The following is a 15,371-nucleotide window of genomic DNA, read 5'->3' on the forward strand; positions in this document are numbered from 1 at the left end:
CCCTTATGTATTTATCGGTTGTATTTTAAGGTTGAGCAAATTTCACTGCATAACTTACAGCAGCTCTAGTTTATTGTTTTATCAGCGTTTAGAATGATTAGAACTTATTATAAAAAATGACTGTCATGTTTAATAAAGTAATCGCCTTAATTGATGAAGCAAACAACCAAGACCCAAATAGTGAGCAATTTAATGGGCAAAGCGTGCCCAAAGAAAGCCTTTATGCTACTCGAATGAGCGACATGCTTAGCCGTTTTAACCCCGATGCTGGCGAGCTTATGCAAATTGCAGTACGTGCACAGCATATACAACGCTGGAAGTCGCCGCGTAGTGACTTTGAAATGAACAAGCAAGGCTATCATCAATGGCGCAGTGCACTTTATATATTTCATGCAAGTAGTGTTGTTGCGCTCATGAAGCAAGCTGGTTACGGCGAAGCTGAGCAAAATAGAGTGTACGATGCGGTGGCTAAAAAAAATATTAAACGTAACCCAGACAGCCAATTAGTAGAAGACGTAGCAAGCCTCGTATTTATTGAGCATTACATGTTGGGGTTTGCTAATAGTAAGCCTGATTACGATGAGCAAAAATGGATAGGGATTATTCGCCGTACATGGCAAAAAATGTCAGATGACGCGCATGAGTTTGTACTTGCAGGTAATATTACATTGCCAGCGCCGCTTGTTGGGCTTATTCATAAAGCGCTTGAGTAAAAAGCATCAATGAAAAGGAATTTTAAATGTACTGTCCTAGAACTAATACGCCACTTGAGCCTTTACTTGTTGGCGGCATTACTGTTTTTACGTCAGCGCAAGGCGGCGTGTTTTTTGATAACAGCCAAATTTTTAAGTTTAGCTCGCCTGAGTTAAAGCATGGTCAGGTTTTACTTAAACACTTAAGTAACTATAGGGAAAATGAAGGCGATATTTCAATGCGAGTAAATTGCCCAAAATGCAAAAGCATTGTAATGATGCGTAGGTATTTTTCACCGCTAAAAGCAGTTGAAATAGATGAATGCCCAAACTGTGCGGGAATATGGCTTGATAGCGGCGAGCTTGCAAAAATACACGAAAACCACCTAACCCCCAAAGAACGAAAACTGTTAGTGCACGAAATGTCCACCAATCATGGGTTTATAACTATTAAGCCGCCTGCTTCTAGGTTTATGCCAACTAATAAAAATAAAAGTGCGCACGAAACCACGGTTGAGAACTTAGTGCGCTTAGCTTTACTTAGCTTGTAACGTTTAATAATGTATTAAAACAAAAACGGCGTACTAAAAAGTACGCCGTTTTTTTGTAATAAATTAACGCTTATGCCGTTTATTTATTACGGTTTTCTTTTGCAAAGGCACGTATTTTACGTTTTTGCGAAAGCGTTACTTTATTAGTACGCCCTGCAAATGGGTTATCACCTTCTCTAAATTCAATTTTGATTGGGGTGCCCATAATTTTAAGTGCTTTACGGTAGTAGTTCATTAGGTAGCGTTTGTAGCTATCTGGTAAATCGTGAACTTGGTTACCGTGAATTACAATACGCGGCGGGTTATAACCACCGGCATGCGCGTATTTAAGCTTAACACGACGACCACGAACAAGTGGCGGCTGGTGATCGGCTTGAGCCATGTCCATAATACGGCGAAGCATTGCGGTGCTAATACGCTTAGTTGCTGACTCGTACGCTTCATCAACCGATTCAAATAAATGACCAACACCTGTACCGTGAAGTGCAGATATAAAGTGTAAGCGTGCAAAGTCAATAAAGCCTAAACGGCGATCAAGCTCTGTTTTAATACGATCTTTAACGTAGTCGTCAAGGCCATCCCATTTATTAACGGCAATAACCAGCGAACGACCTGAGTTAAGCGCAAAACCTAATAAGCTTAAGTCTTGATCAGAAATACCATCGCGCGCATCCACAACAAGTAAAACCACGTTACAATCTTCGATTGCTTGTAGTGTTTTAATTACTGAGAACTTTTCAACTACGTCGCTTACTTTTTTACGTTTACGTACACCGGCTGTATCGATTAACACGTACTCTTTTTCGTTACGTGTCATAGGGATATAGATAGAGTCGCGCGTTGTACCTGGCATATCGTACACAATTACACGTTCTTCACCTAGTATACGGTTTGTAAGTGTTGACTTACCTACATTAGGACGACCAATAATTGCAAGCTTTACCGGCTTATCTGCAAATGCTTGGTGGTCGGTATCATCGCCTTCACCTTCTTCGTAAAGGTCTATTAGCTCTTCATCGTCATCGGCTACGTCTTCATCTTGTGCTGCTAGTTCGGCAATCACAGGCTGAAGTGTGTGCTCAAGTAAAAGTGTAATACCACGACCATGCGCTGCTGCAATATGATGAATTTCACCCAGTGATAGCTGGTAAAATTCGGCACAGTTTGAATCAGCGTCAATGCCATCGGTTTTATTGGCAACAACAAAACATTTTTTGTCTTGCTTGCGAAGATGATTGGCAATAGCTTGGTCGGCAACGGTCATACCTACGCGAGCGTCTACTAAAAACAGTACGATGTCGGCTTCTTCAATAGCAAGTAGCGATTGGTCAGCCATTTCGATCTCGATGCCTTCTTCTGTGCCATCAATACCGCCCGTGTCCACCACGATAAATTCATAGCCATCGTAATTAGCTTGGCCATATTTTCTATCTCGTGTTAAACCTGGAAAATCGGCTACGAGTGCATCACGAGTACGTGTTAAACGGTTAAATAATGTGGATTTGCCCACATTGGGTCGCCCAACTAGAGCGATCACGGGAAGCATAAACTACCTCTTTAAAAAACAACAAAAGGCTTCGCAGAGCGAAGCCTTACAAAAAACCTTTAAGTGTTAGCTAGTTAGTTTGGTATTGTTACCGCACTTACTTCACCGTCACGGGTGTATAATATCAGTTTGTCGTCGGCAACAACAGGTTCAACAAAGAAGCCTGAGCTGTCAAAGTCTTCACGAGATACAAGCTCACCAGTGTCTTTGTTTAGCCAATGTAGGTTACCTTCTTGGTCGCCTAAGGCTAAATAGTTACCTGTAACAGCAGGACCTGTTAAGTACCAACCACGAAGTGCGGGTTGGCTCCAACGTTCAATACCTGAATTTTTATCTAATGCATAAACAACGCCGTTGCTGTCTACTACATAAATACTTTGCGCATCCATCGAAATTTCGCGATAGCTACTGTATTCGCGCTTCCAAACAACATTACCAGAGCGAATATCCACTGCAGCTAAGTTACCGTTGTATGCAATTGCATAAGCGTATGGGCCGCTAATGAGTGGCTGCGTGTCTACATCAACTAGGCGTTCAAATTCTGAGGCACCTTTTGCAGCTGCAATTTCTGCACTCCAAGCTGAGTAACCACTTTCTGAAATTAAAACGCTTAATTTACCTGTTTCAAGGCCAACTAAAACACCACCATTGGCAACAGTGGGTGCACTTTGTCCGCGTAATGTAAGCGCAGGCACTTCTTGCTCAAAGCTCCAACGCTCTTCACCAGTATCTGGATGAAGGGCTAGTAATTTACCCGAGCCTAAGTTTACAAATATTAAGCCATCGCCAGCTGCTGCTTTTGAAAGTGATTCACCAGGTACGTTTTTACGCCATACTTCTTCGCCGGTTTCGCGGTCAAGTGCTACAACAAAGCCATGTTCAGAACCAATATACAGTTTACCATAAGCTTGTAATATACCACCTGATAATTTTGCTGATCCGTCGTCGCTCCAAGGCCAAAAAGAAGTGTCTTGGCGTACGTCGGTATCCCACTGTACATCGCCGTTAGCAAGCGATAACGCTTCTACTTGACCTTCGCGGTTAGCAACATAAACAGTGTCTTTGTAAACAGCAGGTGTTAAGCGAGAAAAATAATGCTCTACGCCGCTACCTACAGACTCTTGCCAAACAACATCAGTTTCAAACTGATTGACTATTTCAGGAAGGACTAGTTCGTCTTCTTCATCACTTGATGAACAACCCATTAGCGTTGCCATACATAGGGCAAGGGTTGCGGTCGTTAATTTTTTCATACCTAAAACCTTATGCCGCTGGGCTAGTTACTGCTAGGTCATCTAACTTAACTTGTAAGAGTGGGTTGCCTGTTAACCCACCTGCATCTACCGCGGCTTGGTAAGCAGTACGTGCTTGTTCTTTATTACCTTGCTGAGCATAAATATCGCCTTTAAGCTCTGCAACGTTTGCATTAAATGCTTCAGGTAATGGTGCATTTAGTGTGCTTAAAGCATCGTCAAAATTAGTTTGTGCAATTTGAATACGCGCTAAACGTGTAATCGCAATTGCTTTTAATTCTGCATTATCAACGTTTGATACAATCCAGCTTAGCTTTTCGCTAGCAACATCTAATTTTTGTGCTTCTACCGCATCTTTAGCGGCAACAAACGCTGCAAGTGCAGCATAGTTTGTGTCTTTATTTTCACTGATAAAAGCATCAGCTGATGATAAAACATCATCACCTTCAACTAATTTAGTGTAAGAATCTGACGCTTGCTCAGCGGTTGTAATTTGGTTTTGGTTATAAGCTTTCCAACCATATAAGCCACCTAAGCCAACAATTACACCAAGTGCCAGTGAAAGACCGTTTTCACGGAAAAAGCGTTTAATTGCTTCTGCTTGTTCTTCTTCTGTTGAATGTATATCCATGATTACCTCTAATATCTGCTTAGCCGATTATAAGCTCAGCTAGTAGCGCTTTAGCTTGTTCTAATTTTAATGTGACTTGTTCTTTACGCTCGCGTAAATACTTTATGGTCACAACGCCTTGCTCTAATTCATCTTCACCAATAATTACGGCAACAAGTGCATCGCTTTTATCGGCACGTTTTAATTGTTTTTTAAAGTTTCCGCCACCCGCGTGAACCATCACACGAAGGCCAGCCACATCACGGCGTAGTTCTGACGCGATAATTGGGGCTTGAATACTTGCTTTATCGCCCATTGCCGCTAAATATACATCAGCATTACGACGTATGTCACCAACACATTCAAGTGCTTGTAGTAGCAATACTAAGCGCTCTAGGCCCATTGCAAAGCCAACTGCAGGGGTTGCTTTTCCACCAAGTTGCTCTACTAAGCCGTCGTAACGTCCACCTGCACACACAGTGCCTTGCGCGCCAAGACTGTCGGTTACCCATTCAAATACTGTGCGGTTGTAATAGTCTAAACCGCGCACTAATTTTTCGTTAACCGTGTATGAGACGCCAGCTGCGTCTAAACGTTCACATAAATTTTCAAAATGTTCTTTTGATTCAGCATCTAAATGCTCAGACAATTTAGGCGCATCAACTAAGATTGCTTGTACGTCAGAGTTTTTGCTATCAAGTACACGTAACGGGTTTGAATACATGCGGCGCTTTGAGTCTTCATCAAGCACGTCGGTATGTTGTTCAAGGTAAGCAACAAGCGCATCTCGGTAATCGGCGCGCGCTTCGTTAGAACCTAAAGAGTTAAGCTCTAACCGTACATGCTCGCTAATGCCAAACGCTTTCCATAATTGCGCTGTTAATAAAATAACTTCTGCGTCTATGTCGGCTGTGGCAATACCAAATGTTTCTAAACCAAATTGGTGAAACTGACGATAACGACCTTTTTGCGGGCGTTCATGACGAAACATTGGGCCCATGTACCAAAGTCGTTGTTCTTGATTGTACAGTAAGCCATTTTGGTTGCCAGCACGTACACACACTGCGGTGCCTTCTGGGCGAAGTGTTAGTAAGTCGCCATTGCGATCGGCAAAGGTGTACATTTCTTTTTCTACTATATCGGTTACTTCACCAATAGAGCGTTTAAATAGATCGGTTGATTCTACAATAGGAAAACGAATTTCTTGATAACCGAACGATGCTACAGTCTCGCGTAAAATGTTTTCTACTTTCTGCCAAATTTGTGTATCGCCCGGCAGACAATCGTTCATACCGCGAACTGCCTGAATTTGTTTTGCCACTGATAAATCCTAATTACTGTTTATGTGTAATAAAAAAATGCTTACACAACGAGAATGCTTAAAATTGACCCGACATTATATACCCAAACCAACTCAAGATGCGAGCGTCGTTGGAATTAAAAGAAATTACCATTATTAAAAGTAATACTTTGATATAAAGCCCGATGAAGCGCTGAGCTCTGTATTTTTGAATGCTTGGGTAAATCTATTATAAGGGTCAACGCCAAACACGAATGCTTGGCGGTTTATGCGTTATTTATTCGACTATTTTTACATCGATAGGGGTTTGGCTTTGCTTTTTATCTATGAAATCGCGAACGTAGCCCTCTAGTTGCTCAACAATATTGTTATTGTCGATACGGGCTTTTTGACGTTCACCATTAATATACAAACCAGAACGTCGATTTGCACCGGCAAGGCCAATATCACTGACGAGTGCTTCACCAGGGCCATTTACTACACAACCAATAACCGATACAGAAACCGGTTCGATTATATCTTCAAGGCGTTCTTCTAGTTGGTTCATAGTGCTTACTACATCAAACTCTTGACGAGAACAGCTGGGGCAGGCAATAAAGTTAATACCACGAGAGCGAATGCGCAGTGATTTTAATATATCAAAGCCTACTTTTATTTCTTGTACCGGGTCGGCGGCGAGTGATACACGTAATGTATCGCCTATGCCTTCAGCTAGTAACATGCCTAAGCCAACAGCCGATTTCACTGAACCTGAACGCATGCCGCCAGCTTCAGTGATACCCAAATGCAAAGGTTGGTCTATTTCTTTTGCAAGCAAGCGGTATGCGCCAACAGCTAAAAATACGTCTGATGCTTTTACCGATATTTTAAATTGATCAAAATCAAGGCGACGTAATATATCAACATGGCGCATTGCTGATTCTAATAACGCCTCAGGTGTTGGTTCACCATATTTTTCCTGTAAATCGCGCTCAAGTGAGCCACCGTTTACACCAATACGAATAGGGATATTGTGCTCGCGAGCTGAATCAACAACAGCTCTAATGCGCTCTTCGCTTCCTATATTACCAGGGTTTATACGTAAACAATCTACGCCATACTTTGCCACTTTTAGGGCTATGCGGTAATCAAAATGAATGTCGGCAACAAGCGGAATACTTACTTGCTCTTTTATACTTTTAAACGCTTCAGCTGCGTCCATAGTCGGTACCGATACTCGTACTATGTCGGCGCCAGCATCTTGGATGGCTTGAATTTGTGCAACGGTTGCATCAACGTCCATGGTGTCGGTATTAGTCATCGACTGCACGGCAATTGGAGCGCCGTCGCCAATAGGCACATTGCCTACATTAATACGGGTGGATTTTCTGCGTTTAATTGGTGATTCTGAAAACATAGCGACTACTCTGCTAATGGTAATGTAAATTTGGCTAAACGGTTCTTAGGAAAAGCCGAAATATCTATTGGCTCACCGTTTAAGGTAATGTTAACTACATTGTGCTTACCAAGCACAACAGCAAAAGGAGGTGTACCAGAAACAGTCATTCTGTAACCTGCTTTTTTAACGCCAAAGGCTATTTTTTCGCCTTCGCCGTCGTGAATTTCGACCCAGCTTTCGTCATTAAATAGCATTTCTATTGTGCTGATGTCGGCTTTATCGGTATCTGACTCTGAAGTTTGTTCGTTAACTGCTTGTGTTATTTCGTTATTTGTTAAATCTGTACTTTGCTCAATAGACTCTTGGCGTAACTCATCAACATCGTTTGCTGTTTTTTGCTGTTCAATATTAGTTGATTGAATGGCTTGGCGTTCACTCATTATGGTGTTGCCAATATTTATATTTGTAGTTTGTTCTTCAATTGGGGTGGCGTTTTGCCAAAACCATAAAGCAGACGAGCCAATAACAATGGCTATAATAATGTAAGTTACCAACATTAAACGGCTATCACTTGCTTCTTTTTCTGTACGACGAGAAAAGCTTTGCATGTTAGCTGGTTTTGCTGGCTCAGGTGGTGCTGGCAACATGGCTAATATAGGTGCGCTATCTACTTTTAATTCACGGCAATAGTTCTTTATGTAGCCTTTAACAAAAGTAATAGGTCCTAACGCTTGAAAGTCGTCATTTTCAAGGTGCTTAATTTGAAACTCAGATAGCTTTAGTGGTTTAGCGATGGTTTCAATGCTTACCTTGGCTTGCTCTCTGTGTGCTTTTAAAATTTGGCCTACTGTAGGCTGCTCGCTTTGCGTATTTTCTTCATTCATAATAGGTATGAGTCTGGATCCACTAGTAAAAGTCTATGTCCTGGTTTTAGCTCTATATCAGGACTTAATTTATTCCATCGCATTAATTCATCAATCAATACTTGCTTCTGGGTAGCAATATCGTAAAGGGAGTCGCCAGATTTAATTTCGTAATAAATATTAGGATCGTTTAAGTAAATTTTACTGCCATTCATTACCCGATCCGACTCTTTTAATCCATTCCATTGCAGGAGTTTTTGTAGTTTAACATTGTATTGCACCGAAATGCTAAATAGGTTTTCACCAAACTCAATGATATGAAAAGGCACTCGTAATGTAGCGACTTTAGGATTTAACATGGGTAACGCTGTTTGCTTATTTGATGATAAGTTTGTAAATGTAACGTCACTACCGTTTTGGTAACCACTCGTTTCAAAAATATCTTCATTTTTAGTGGCTTCGTAAAAAACAACATTTGAGTCGTTACTGGCAGCTGTCGTGTTCGTGTTCGTCGTGACTGCTGGCTGATTTGTTTGAGGTGAATTAAAGTTAGCCGTTTTAGGCGCCCCAAAAGAAATAATTTTCACCTCTTCTTTTGGTGGTGCTGTTACTATTTTAGCTGTAACTGTTGAAGCTGCTGTGCTTGGCTTAGTAGCAGGCTCTTCAATAACTGACTCAGGCATATTTGTTGTATTTGGTTGAGTTGTTAACGCAAGTAATACCGCAGACGTATCTGTTGATGGCCCAGAGGGTTTAATTTGTTTTGTTTCAGCTTGTACTGGCTGTTTTACAATTGTTGTTACAGGTGCTTTAGGTGTAACTTTTTTTGGGGTGACTTCTGGTGTTGTTGCAACTTCATTAACAGCTGTTTCTGCGCTTGTGTTCATATCATTTCTGGCTATGACCGGATTCGCATCTTGCGTGTTTTGTTCAGGCTTTGCTGGGGTTACTTGTGCCGGTTGCTTAATAACCAGGCTTGTTGTGCTGTCTTGATTAGGAGCCTTTTTTCTTACTATTTTTATTTTTGGTTTTGCACTTATATATGTGCCGTCTGCATCAGCTTTTAACTCATTGAGTTTTGCCTTACGATATTTCTCGCGCAGCATTTCAAATTCGTTAAATCGTGTGCGTTGCTCTCTAATTGCGTATGCTTCTTTACTAGTAGAATAGGTTTGTAAAAGTGTGCTTGCTACTTTTTCGGCTTCTTCTATTCGACCCATACGATTTTTAACTAAATAGCTAAGCATTAAAGCACGCGAGGATACTCGGCCTGTGTCGTCATGTTTTTTAAGAATGTCGTTCGCTTTGTATAAGTCACTTTTTGCATAAAACAGAGCCGCTAAGCTTATAAGAGTAGAGGTTCGTTGAGAGCTGTGATTAAGCGCTTGCTTAAAGTAAGTTTCTGCGTTTTCAAAATAATCAAATTCAATGGCGCACAACGCTAGATTTTCGTAGCTCTCGGCAACACGAATATACGTTGGAATTTCAATGGCTTTTAAAAATTGATCAGTGGCGCGGTCGTATTCATCAATACCACATAAAAATACACCGTAGTTGTTGAGCGTATTAGGATCATCAGGCTTTATATCTAATGCTTTTTGATAGGCTCTGTCGGCTAATGGGTTTTCACCTACTTGCTGGTAGTAATAGGCCATAGAGTAATGAACTTCAGGTAAGTTGGGAGCGAATTCAGCAGCGCGTTCTAGGTTGTATTTTGCTTGTGAATTATTACCTGTTTTTAGGTACTGTAAGGCTAAAGCTATTCGAGTGCGTGCTGCCCCGGCGTTATTGATTTTATTTTTGACAACGGGCTTATTACTGCCGTTATAACTACTTTCGGTAACACAGCCACTTAAAGCCAGTGCCGATAGTGTTATAGCAAGTATAGATCGCATTACCTTATCTCTTTATTTTTGTCCATATTGCCTATATTACCTAAAAGCCCTCATGTTGCATCAATTATTTAATAATAAACGATTTAACAGGAGGGCTTTTAGTAATTTAACTAAATTTAGGCTTGCTGGATGTTAACTGAGATTTTGTTATCGTCACGCATTTTCTTTTTCGCCATACGTTTAGTGCGGTCAACTACATCGCCAGCTAATTGCCCACATGCCGCATCAATATCATCCCCGCGAGTACGACGCACAATACATGTAATGCCAGCAGCTTGTAAAACCTTAGAAAAGCGGTCTATTCGGCTATTGCTCGAGCGTGTGTATTCGTTACCCGGAAATGGATTAAACGGAATAAGGTTTACCTTAGAAGGCGTGCCTTTTAACGTTTTAACTAATTCGTGAGCTTGGTCGGTGCTGTCGTTTACGCCGTTAAGCATTACGTATTCAATTGTTACGTCTTTATTGGCTTTAGAGCCATCAATGTAACGACGACATGCCGCTAAAAACTCTTCAATAGGGTACTTTTTATTAATAGGCACTAAAATATCACGCAGTGCGTTATCTGGCGCGTGAAGTGAAATAGCAAGCGCTACGTCAATCTTCTCTTTTAATAAATCAAGTGCCGGTACCACGCCCGATGTACTTAGTGTTACGCGGCGCTTAGATAAGCCAAAGCCCCAGTCGTCCATCATTAATTCCATAGCAGGTACTACGTTTTTAACGTTAAGTAATGGCTCGCCCATACCCATCATTACTACGTTAGTAACAGGGCGCTTTTCGCTGTTGCCATCTAGGCCAATATCTTTAGCTACACGCCATACTTGGCCAATAATTTCTGAAACTTTTAAGTTACGGTTAAAGCCTTGTTGTGCGGTAGAGCAAAACGTACATTCTAAAGCACAGCCAACTTGCGAAGATACACATAACGTTGCACGTTCTTTTTCTGGGATCCACACGGCTTCAACTTCTTGGCCGCCTTCAAGGACTAATGCGTATTTGATTGTACCGTCGCTCGCTTGTTGGCGAACTGAGATTTCAGGGGCGACAATTTCGCATTCAGCTTTGAGCTTTTCTTTAAGCTTTTTATTTACATTGCTCATTTCGTCGAAGTTATCTACGCCAAAATGATAAATCCATTTCATCACCTGATCGCCACGAAATGGCTTTTCACCGAACGATACAAATAGCTCACGCATTGCATCTCGGTTTAAATCTAATAAGTTAATCTTTTTTTGCGCAGTGGTCATGAAACAACCTTAATCAGTAACGGTGGTGATAAAATTTACAATGATGAATTGTACACAATTCACTCATTTTAATCATTAAGTAAAACATCAAATATGCCAGTGTAATACTTTAATTAATGACTAAAAAAGGGCTCGAAAGCCCTTTTCATACTTTGCATCACAGGGTTAACTGTGAAACTCAAATTAACGAGTACGTGGGCAAAGCTCTTCGTCAGCGAAGAAGTACGCGATTTCGCGAGCAGCAGATTCAACAGCGTCAGAACCGTGAACAGCGTTTTCGTCGATGCTGTCAGCGTAGTCTGCACGTAAAGTACCAGCTAGTGCTTCAGCAGGGTTAGTAGCACCCATGATTTCACGGTTTTTAAGAACAGCGTTTTCGCCTTCAAGAACGGTAACCATTACTGGGCCAGATGTCATGAAAGATACTAAAGCGCCAAAGAAAGGACGCTCGCTGTGCTCAGCGTAGAAGCCTTCAGCTTTCTCTTGTGAAAGGTGAACCATTTTAGCTGCAACGATTTTAAGGCCAGCAGTTTCGAAACGGTTGTAGATAGCGCCGATGTGGTTTTTAGCTACTGCATCAGGTTTTACGATTGAGAAAGTACGCTCTAAAGCCATCTTTATGCTCCAATAATTTATAAGTAAAAGTGTGAATATTAACGGGCGCGAATTATACGCGCTTTAGCTGAAAAATCCTAATTTTATTAAAAACCAGTTCAATTACAATTTTATGATCTTGATCAAGGGGAAATTTTTAGTGCTATTTATACTGCCGCGCTTTGATTTTATATTTAAATTTATGACGCACACAATTGGCTTAATGTCCTTTGTTGTAGGGAGCGCAAATGTCACCTGTTTCTTCAAGCCCTTTTATACCTGAACTGTTGTGCCCTGCAGGCAGTTTAAAAAATATGCGTTATGCCTTTGCATATGGGGCCGATGCCGTTTACGCCGGCCAGCCTCGCTACAGTTTGCGTGTGCGTAATAATGAGTTTGACTTAGAGACCTTACAAGTAGGTATTAATGAAGCTCACGCATTAAATAAAAAGTTTTATGTGGTATCAAATATTGCACCGCATAACGCTAAGGTTAAATCGTATTTACGTGATATTGAGCCCGTAATAGCAATGGGGCCCGATGCGCTGATTATGTCCGATCCGGGTTTAATTATGCTTGTTCGTGAAAAATGGCCAGCCATGCCTATTCACCTATCGGTGCAAGCAAATGCCGTTAACTACGCTAGCGTGCGGTTTTGGGCAAAGCAAGGTATTGAGCGTGTTATTTTATCTCGCGAGCTATCGCTTGAAGAAATAAAGGAAATACGCAGACAGTGTCCAGAAACTGAGCTAGAAGTATTTGTGCATGGTGCATTATGTATGGCTTATTCTGGACGATGTTTACTCTCGGGTTATATAAATAAGCGCGATCCAAATCAAGGTACGTGTACGAATGCATGCCGTTGGGAATACGATGTAAAACCTGGGGTTGAAAACGATACGGGCGAAATGGTGCATAAGTTTGATCCGAAACAGGTAATTCCTACTCTCGGCGAAGGCGCGCCAAGTAACGATGTATTTATACTTGAAGAGCAAGGTCGCCCAGGTGAGTATATGCCAGCATTTGAGGATGAGCATGGCACTTATATTATGAATTCAAAAGATTTGCGTGCCGTGCAGTATGTTGAACAGCTTATAAAAATGGGCGTACATAGTTTAAAAATAGAAGGGCGTACTAAATCATTTTATTACGTTGCGCGCACCGCTCAAGTGTATCGAAAAGCAATAGATGATGCGGTTGCGGGTAAACCATTCGATACAAACTTATTTAAGACGCTTGAGAACTTAGCACATAGAGGCTATACCGAAGGTTTTTTAAAGCGCCATGCTCACCAAGAATATCAAAACTACGAATACGGTCATTCTGTGTCTACTAAGCAGCAATTTGTGGGTGAAGTACTAGGGCGCAGCGAAAATGGACTAGTTGAAATAGACGTTAAAAATAAATTTTGTACAGGCCACTCACTTGAATTGATGACACCGCAGGGAAACATTACGTTTGAGCTTAAATACATGCAAAACAAAAAGTGCGAAAGTATTTGCGATGCCAAAGGCTCTGGGCATATTGTAAAAATTCCGCTAGATGAAGGTATTAATTTAGAGCACGCCATTTTGATGCGTAATTTAGACGAGCACCAAGATACACGTAACCCCCATAAGCATCCAGTAGTAACTTAACGATTAAACTTAGTAATGAAGGTATCTGTATATCACTGTGAACTTTATTGCTTAAATAAAACGAAAAAGTTTATTCATAATAAAAGCTACTTATTAAAGAAATGAACTAATTTACAAGCAGTCTGTTAAATCAAGACTCTTCTTTCTTAGTGTTTATATGAGTTATAACCAGTTTAACCAAAATGATAGTAAGTAAAACTGCGGGGAATATCCATACATAATCAGCCATTGTTTTTAACTCCAAAACTTAATTAATGACATTAAGATTAATGTTTTCTTAGCGGTTTGCAATAAAAAGTTAATGGGTGCTCGGTGTATTTTTTTAGAGATGAAAAGCGTTAAGTAACTTATAAACTATATAAAACAAGTGCGATTCAGTATTCGCACTTTATTCAAGGTCAACGAAGGAGGTAATAGTGGCACTACTAATAAATAATAAATGCATTAACTGTGATATGTGCGACCCAGAGTGCCCAAATGAAGCAATTTATATGGGCGCTAAAATTTATCAGATAGATTCTGAAAGGTGCACCGAGTGTATAGGGCATTATGAAAAGCCAACCTGTATAAGTGTATGTCCAATAGATTGCATTAAACCAGATCCAAATTGCCGAGAAACTATTGATGAGTTAGCTGATAAATATATACGTATTAATGGTTAGTAATAGTACCTAACAATTTCACTCATACAGTTATATATAAAGGCAGTTTGTGTGAGTGCTTAAGATGAATATTTATGAGGAGGCTCAAAGTTATTATTTTCGTAAGCGTAAAATTAGTTCAAAGTAAATAACCATATCCTTTCTATAAACTGATTGAATGGTCTTTTTATATGCAAATTATATCCGCTCAAACCGCGGTTTGTATGTATTTTGTACTAAAGCCAAATTCTTTTGAATAAGCGTGAAATAAACGTTGACCATCATTCGAATATCCCTATAATGCGACCCCACTGAGACGGCAGAGCAGGCAACGCTTAGCGAGGCAAGCAAGTCACTTAGTGAGTCGAGTAAAACTTGAGTTTAGATTTTTATAAAATTTAAAATTAAGTGTTGACAAAAATACAGGAAAGCGTAAGATTCGCTTCCCTTGAGTCGCTAAAGCAACTCAAACGTTCTTTAACAATATAAAGCAATCATCTGTGTGGGCACTCGTACAGATTGAGTTCTAACAGCCAAGCTACTTAGGTAGTGAGGCAAACAAATTAGAGTCTCAATTGAAACTGAGTGACCAACAGAATAATTACTTAGGTAGTTATTCAGCACAGTCAATTCAATATCGAAAGATATTAAATAAATTCAGAATTCATTGAGCTGTCGAAAGACACAAAACTTTTTAATTGAAGAGTTTGATCATGGCTCAGATTGAACGCTGGCGGCAGGCCTAACACATGCAAGTCGAGCGGTAACAGAAAGTAGCTTGCTACTTTGCTGACGAGCGGCGGACGGGTGAGTAATGCTTGGGAACATGCCTTGAGGTGGGGGACAACAGTTGGAAACGACTGCTAATACCGCATAATGTCTACGGACCAAAGGGGGCTTCGGCTCTCGCCTTTAGATTGGCCCAAGTGGGATTAGCTAGTTGGTGAGGTAATGGCTCACCAAGGCAACGATCCCTAGCTGGTTTGAGAGGATGATCAGCCACACTGGAACTGAGACACGGTCCAGACTCCTACGGGAGGCAGCAGTGGGGAATATTGCACAATGGGCGAAAGCCTGATGCAGCCATGCCGCGTGTGTGAAGAAGGCCTTCGGGTTGTAAAGCACTTTCAGTCAGGAGGAAAGGGTGTGAGTTAATACCTC

13 protein-coding genes and 1 rRNA gene are annotated in these 15,371 nt (G+C 40.9%); 5 read left to right on the forward strand and 9 right to left on the reverse strand.

Annotated elements, in window-relative coordinates:
* Positions 1-125: 125 nt before the first annotated feature.
* Positions 126-713 (forward strand): DUF4202 domain-containing protein, encoded by a 588-nt coding sequence (locus MTF67_RS06905; protein ID WP_248519111.1) that lies wholly within the window; start codon positions 126-128, stop codon positions 711-713.
* A gap of 26 nt (positions 714-739) precedes the next feature.
* Positions 740-1,243, forward strand: a complete 504-nt coding sequence (locus tag MTF67_RS06910; RefSeq protein ID WP_248519112.1) for a zf-TFIIB domain-containing protein — start codon at positions 740-742, stop codon at positions 1,241-1,243.
* 79 nt (positions 1,244-1,322) lie between these two features.
* Here MTF67_RS06910 and der read toward each other — a convergent pair whose 3' ends face one another.
* From der to ndk, 9 genes are all read right to left on the reverse strand, one after another.
* The gene (gene der / locus MTF67_RS06915; RefSeq protein WP_010556037.1) at positions 1,323-2,789 is read right to left on the reverse strand and encodes a ribosome biogenesis GTPase Der; all 1,467 of its coding nucleotides are present in this window, start codon (positions 2,787-2,789) and stop codon (positions 1,323-1,325) included.
* Between the two features lie 74 nt (positions 2,790-2,863).
* Complete coding sequence (gene bamB / locus MTF67_RS06920; protein WP_008126586.1) at positions 2,864-4,042, reverse strand: outer membrane protein assembly factor BamB; 1,179 nt, start codon at positions 4,040-4,042, stop codon at positions 2,864-2,866.
* 10 nt (positions 4,043-4,052) lie between these two features.
* Positions 4,053-4,673: a tetratricopeptide repeat protein gene (locus MTF67_RS06925; RefSeq protein ID WP_006793569.1), complete on the reverse strand. Its 621-nt coding sequence runs from the start codon at positions 4,671-4,673 to the stop codon at positions 4,053-4,055.
* Between the two features lie 19 nt (positions 4,674-4,692).
* On the reverse strand, positions 4,693-5,973 hold the full coding sequence (gene hisS / locus MTF67_RS06930; protein ID WP_248519113.1) for a histidine--tRNA ligase: 1,281 nt from the start codon (positions 5,971-5,973) through the stop codon (positions 4,693-4,695).
* Between the two features lie 256 nt (positions 5,974-6,229).
* A complete protein-coding gene (ispG, locus tag MTF67_RS06935; protein ID WP_006793571.1) occupies positions 6,230-7,348 on the reverse strand; it encodes a flavodoxin-dependent (E)-4-hydroxy-3-methylbut-2-enyl-diphosphate synthase in 1,119 nt (372 codons plus the stop codon).
* A gap of 5 nt (positions 7,349-7,353) precedes the next feature.
* The gene (locus tag MTF67_RS06940) at positions 7,354-8,214 is read right to left on the reverse strand and encodes a RodZ domain-containing protein (RefSeq protein ID WP_006793572.1); all 861 of its coding nucleotides are present in this window, start codon (positions 8,212-8,214) and stop codon (positions 7,354-7,356) included.
* Positions 8,211-10,088, reverse strand: coding sequence for a type IV pilus biogenesis/stability protein PilW (pilW, locus tag MTF67_RS06945; RefSeq protein ID WP_248519114.1), 1,878 nt, complete (start codon positions 10,086-10,088; stop codon positions 8,211-8,213). The genes MTF67_RS06940 and pilW overlap by 4 nt, the downstream gene beginning before the upstream one ends.
* A 116-nt stretch (positions 10,089-10,204) precedes the next feature.
* Positions 10,205-11,338 (reverse strand): bifunctional tRNA (adenosine(37)-C2)-methyltransferase TrmG/ribosomal RNA large subunit methyltransferase RlmN, encoded by a 1,134-nt coding sequence (locus MTF67_RS06950; protein WP_006793574.1) that lies wholly within the window; start codon positions 11,336-11,338, stop codon positions 10,205-10,207.
* Positions 11,339-11,521: 183 nt separating this feature from the next.
* Positions 11,522-11,953 (reverse strand): nucleoside-diphosphate kinase, encoded by a 432-nt coding sequence (gene ndk, locus MTF67_RS06955; protein WP_008111339.1) that lies wholly within the window; start codon positions 11,951-11,953, stop codon positions 11,522-11,524.
* Between the two features lie 227 nt (positions 11,954-12,180).
* Here ndk and yegQ point away from each other — a divergent pair, with 227 nt between their 5' ends.
* The 3 genes from yegQ to MTF67_RS06970 form a co-directional block, all read left to right on the forward strand.
* Positions 12,181-13,569 (forward strand): tRNA 5-hydroxyuridine modification protein YegQ, encoded by a 1,389-nt coding sequence (gene yegQ, locus MTF67_RS06960; RefSeq protein WP_248519115.1) that lies wholly within the window; start codon positions 12,181-12,183, stop codon positions 13,567-13,569.
* A 416-nt stretch (positions 13,570-13,985) separates the two neighbouring features.
* Positions 13,986-14,231, forward strand: coding sequence for a YfhL family 4Fe-4S dicluster ferredoxin (locus MTF67_RS06965; RefSeq protein ID WP_006794873.1), 246 nt, complete (start codon positions 13,986-13,988; stop codon positions 14,229-14,231).
* A gap of 674 nt (positions 14,232-14,905) precedes the next feature.
* A 16S ribosomal RNA gene (locus MTF67_RS06970) occupies positions 14,906-15,371 on the forward strand; the annotation flags it as partial.

Source organism: Pseudoalteromonas sp. 2CM32C, assembly GCF_023161925.1.
Taxonomy (GTDB): Bacteria; Pseudomonadota; Gammaproteobacteria; order Enterobacterales; family Alteromonadaceae; genus Pseudoalteromonas; species Pseudoalteromonas marina.

Bases quoted from the DNA above. Each gene is read 5' to 3' on its own strand.
- MTF67_RS06905 (WP_248519111.1), top strand. From the start codon at position 126: ATGTTTAATAAAGTAATCGCCTTAATTGATGAAGCAAACAACCAAGAC.
- MTF67_RS06910 (WP_248519112.1), top strand. From the start codon at position 740: ATGTACTGTCCTAGAACTAATACGCCACTTGAGCCTTTACTTGTTGGC.
- der (WP_010556037.1), bottom strand. From the start codon at position 2,789: ATGCTTCCCGTGATCGCTCTAGTTGGGCGACCCAATGTGGGCAAATCC.
- bamB (WP_008126586.1), bottom strand. From the start codon at position 4,042: ATGAAAAAATTAACGACCGCAACCCTTGCCCTATGTATGGCAACGCTA.
- MTF67_RS06925 (WP_006793569.1), bottom strand. From the start codon at position 4,673: ATGGATATACATTCAACAGAAGAAGAACAAGCAGAAGCAATTAAACGC.
- ispG (WP_006793571.1), bottom strand. From the start codon at position 7,348: ATGTTTTCAGAATCACCAATTAAACGCAGAAAATCCACCCGTATTAAT.
- MTF67_RS06940 (WP_006793572.1), bottom strand. From the start codon at position 8,214: ATGAATGAAGAAAATACGCAAAGCGAGCAGCCTACAGTAGGCCAAATT.
- pilW (WP_248519114.1), bottom strand. From the start codon at position 10,088: ATGCGATCTATACTTGCTATAACACTATCGGCACTGGCTTTAAGTGGC.
- MTF67_RS06950 (WP_006793574.1), bottom strand. From the start codon at position 11,338: ATGACCACTGCGCAAAAAAAGATTAACTTATTAGATTTAAACCGAGAT.
- ndk (WP_008111339.1), bottom strand. From the start codon at position 11,953: ATGGCTTTAGAGCGTACTTTCTCAATCGTAAAACCTGATGCAGTAGCT.
- yegQ (WP_248519115.1), top strand. From the start codon at position 12,181: ATGTCACCTGTTTCTTCAAGCCCTTTTATACCTGAACTGTTGTGCCCT.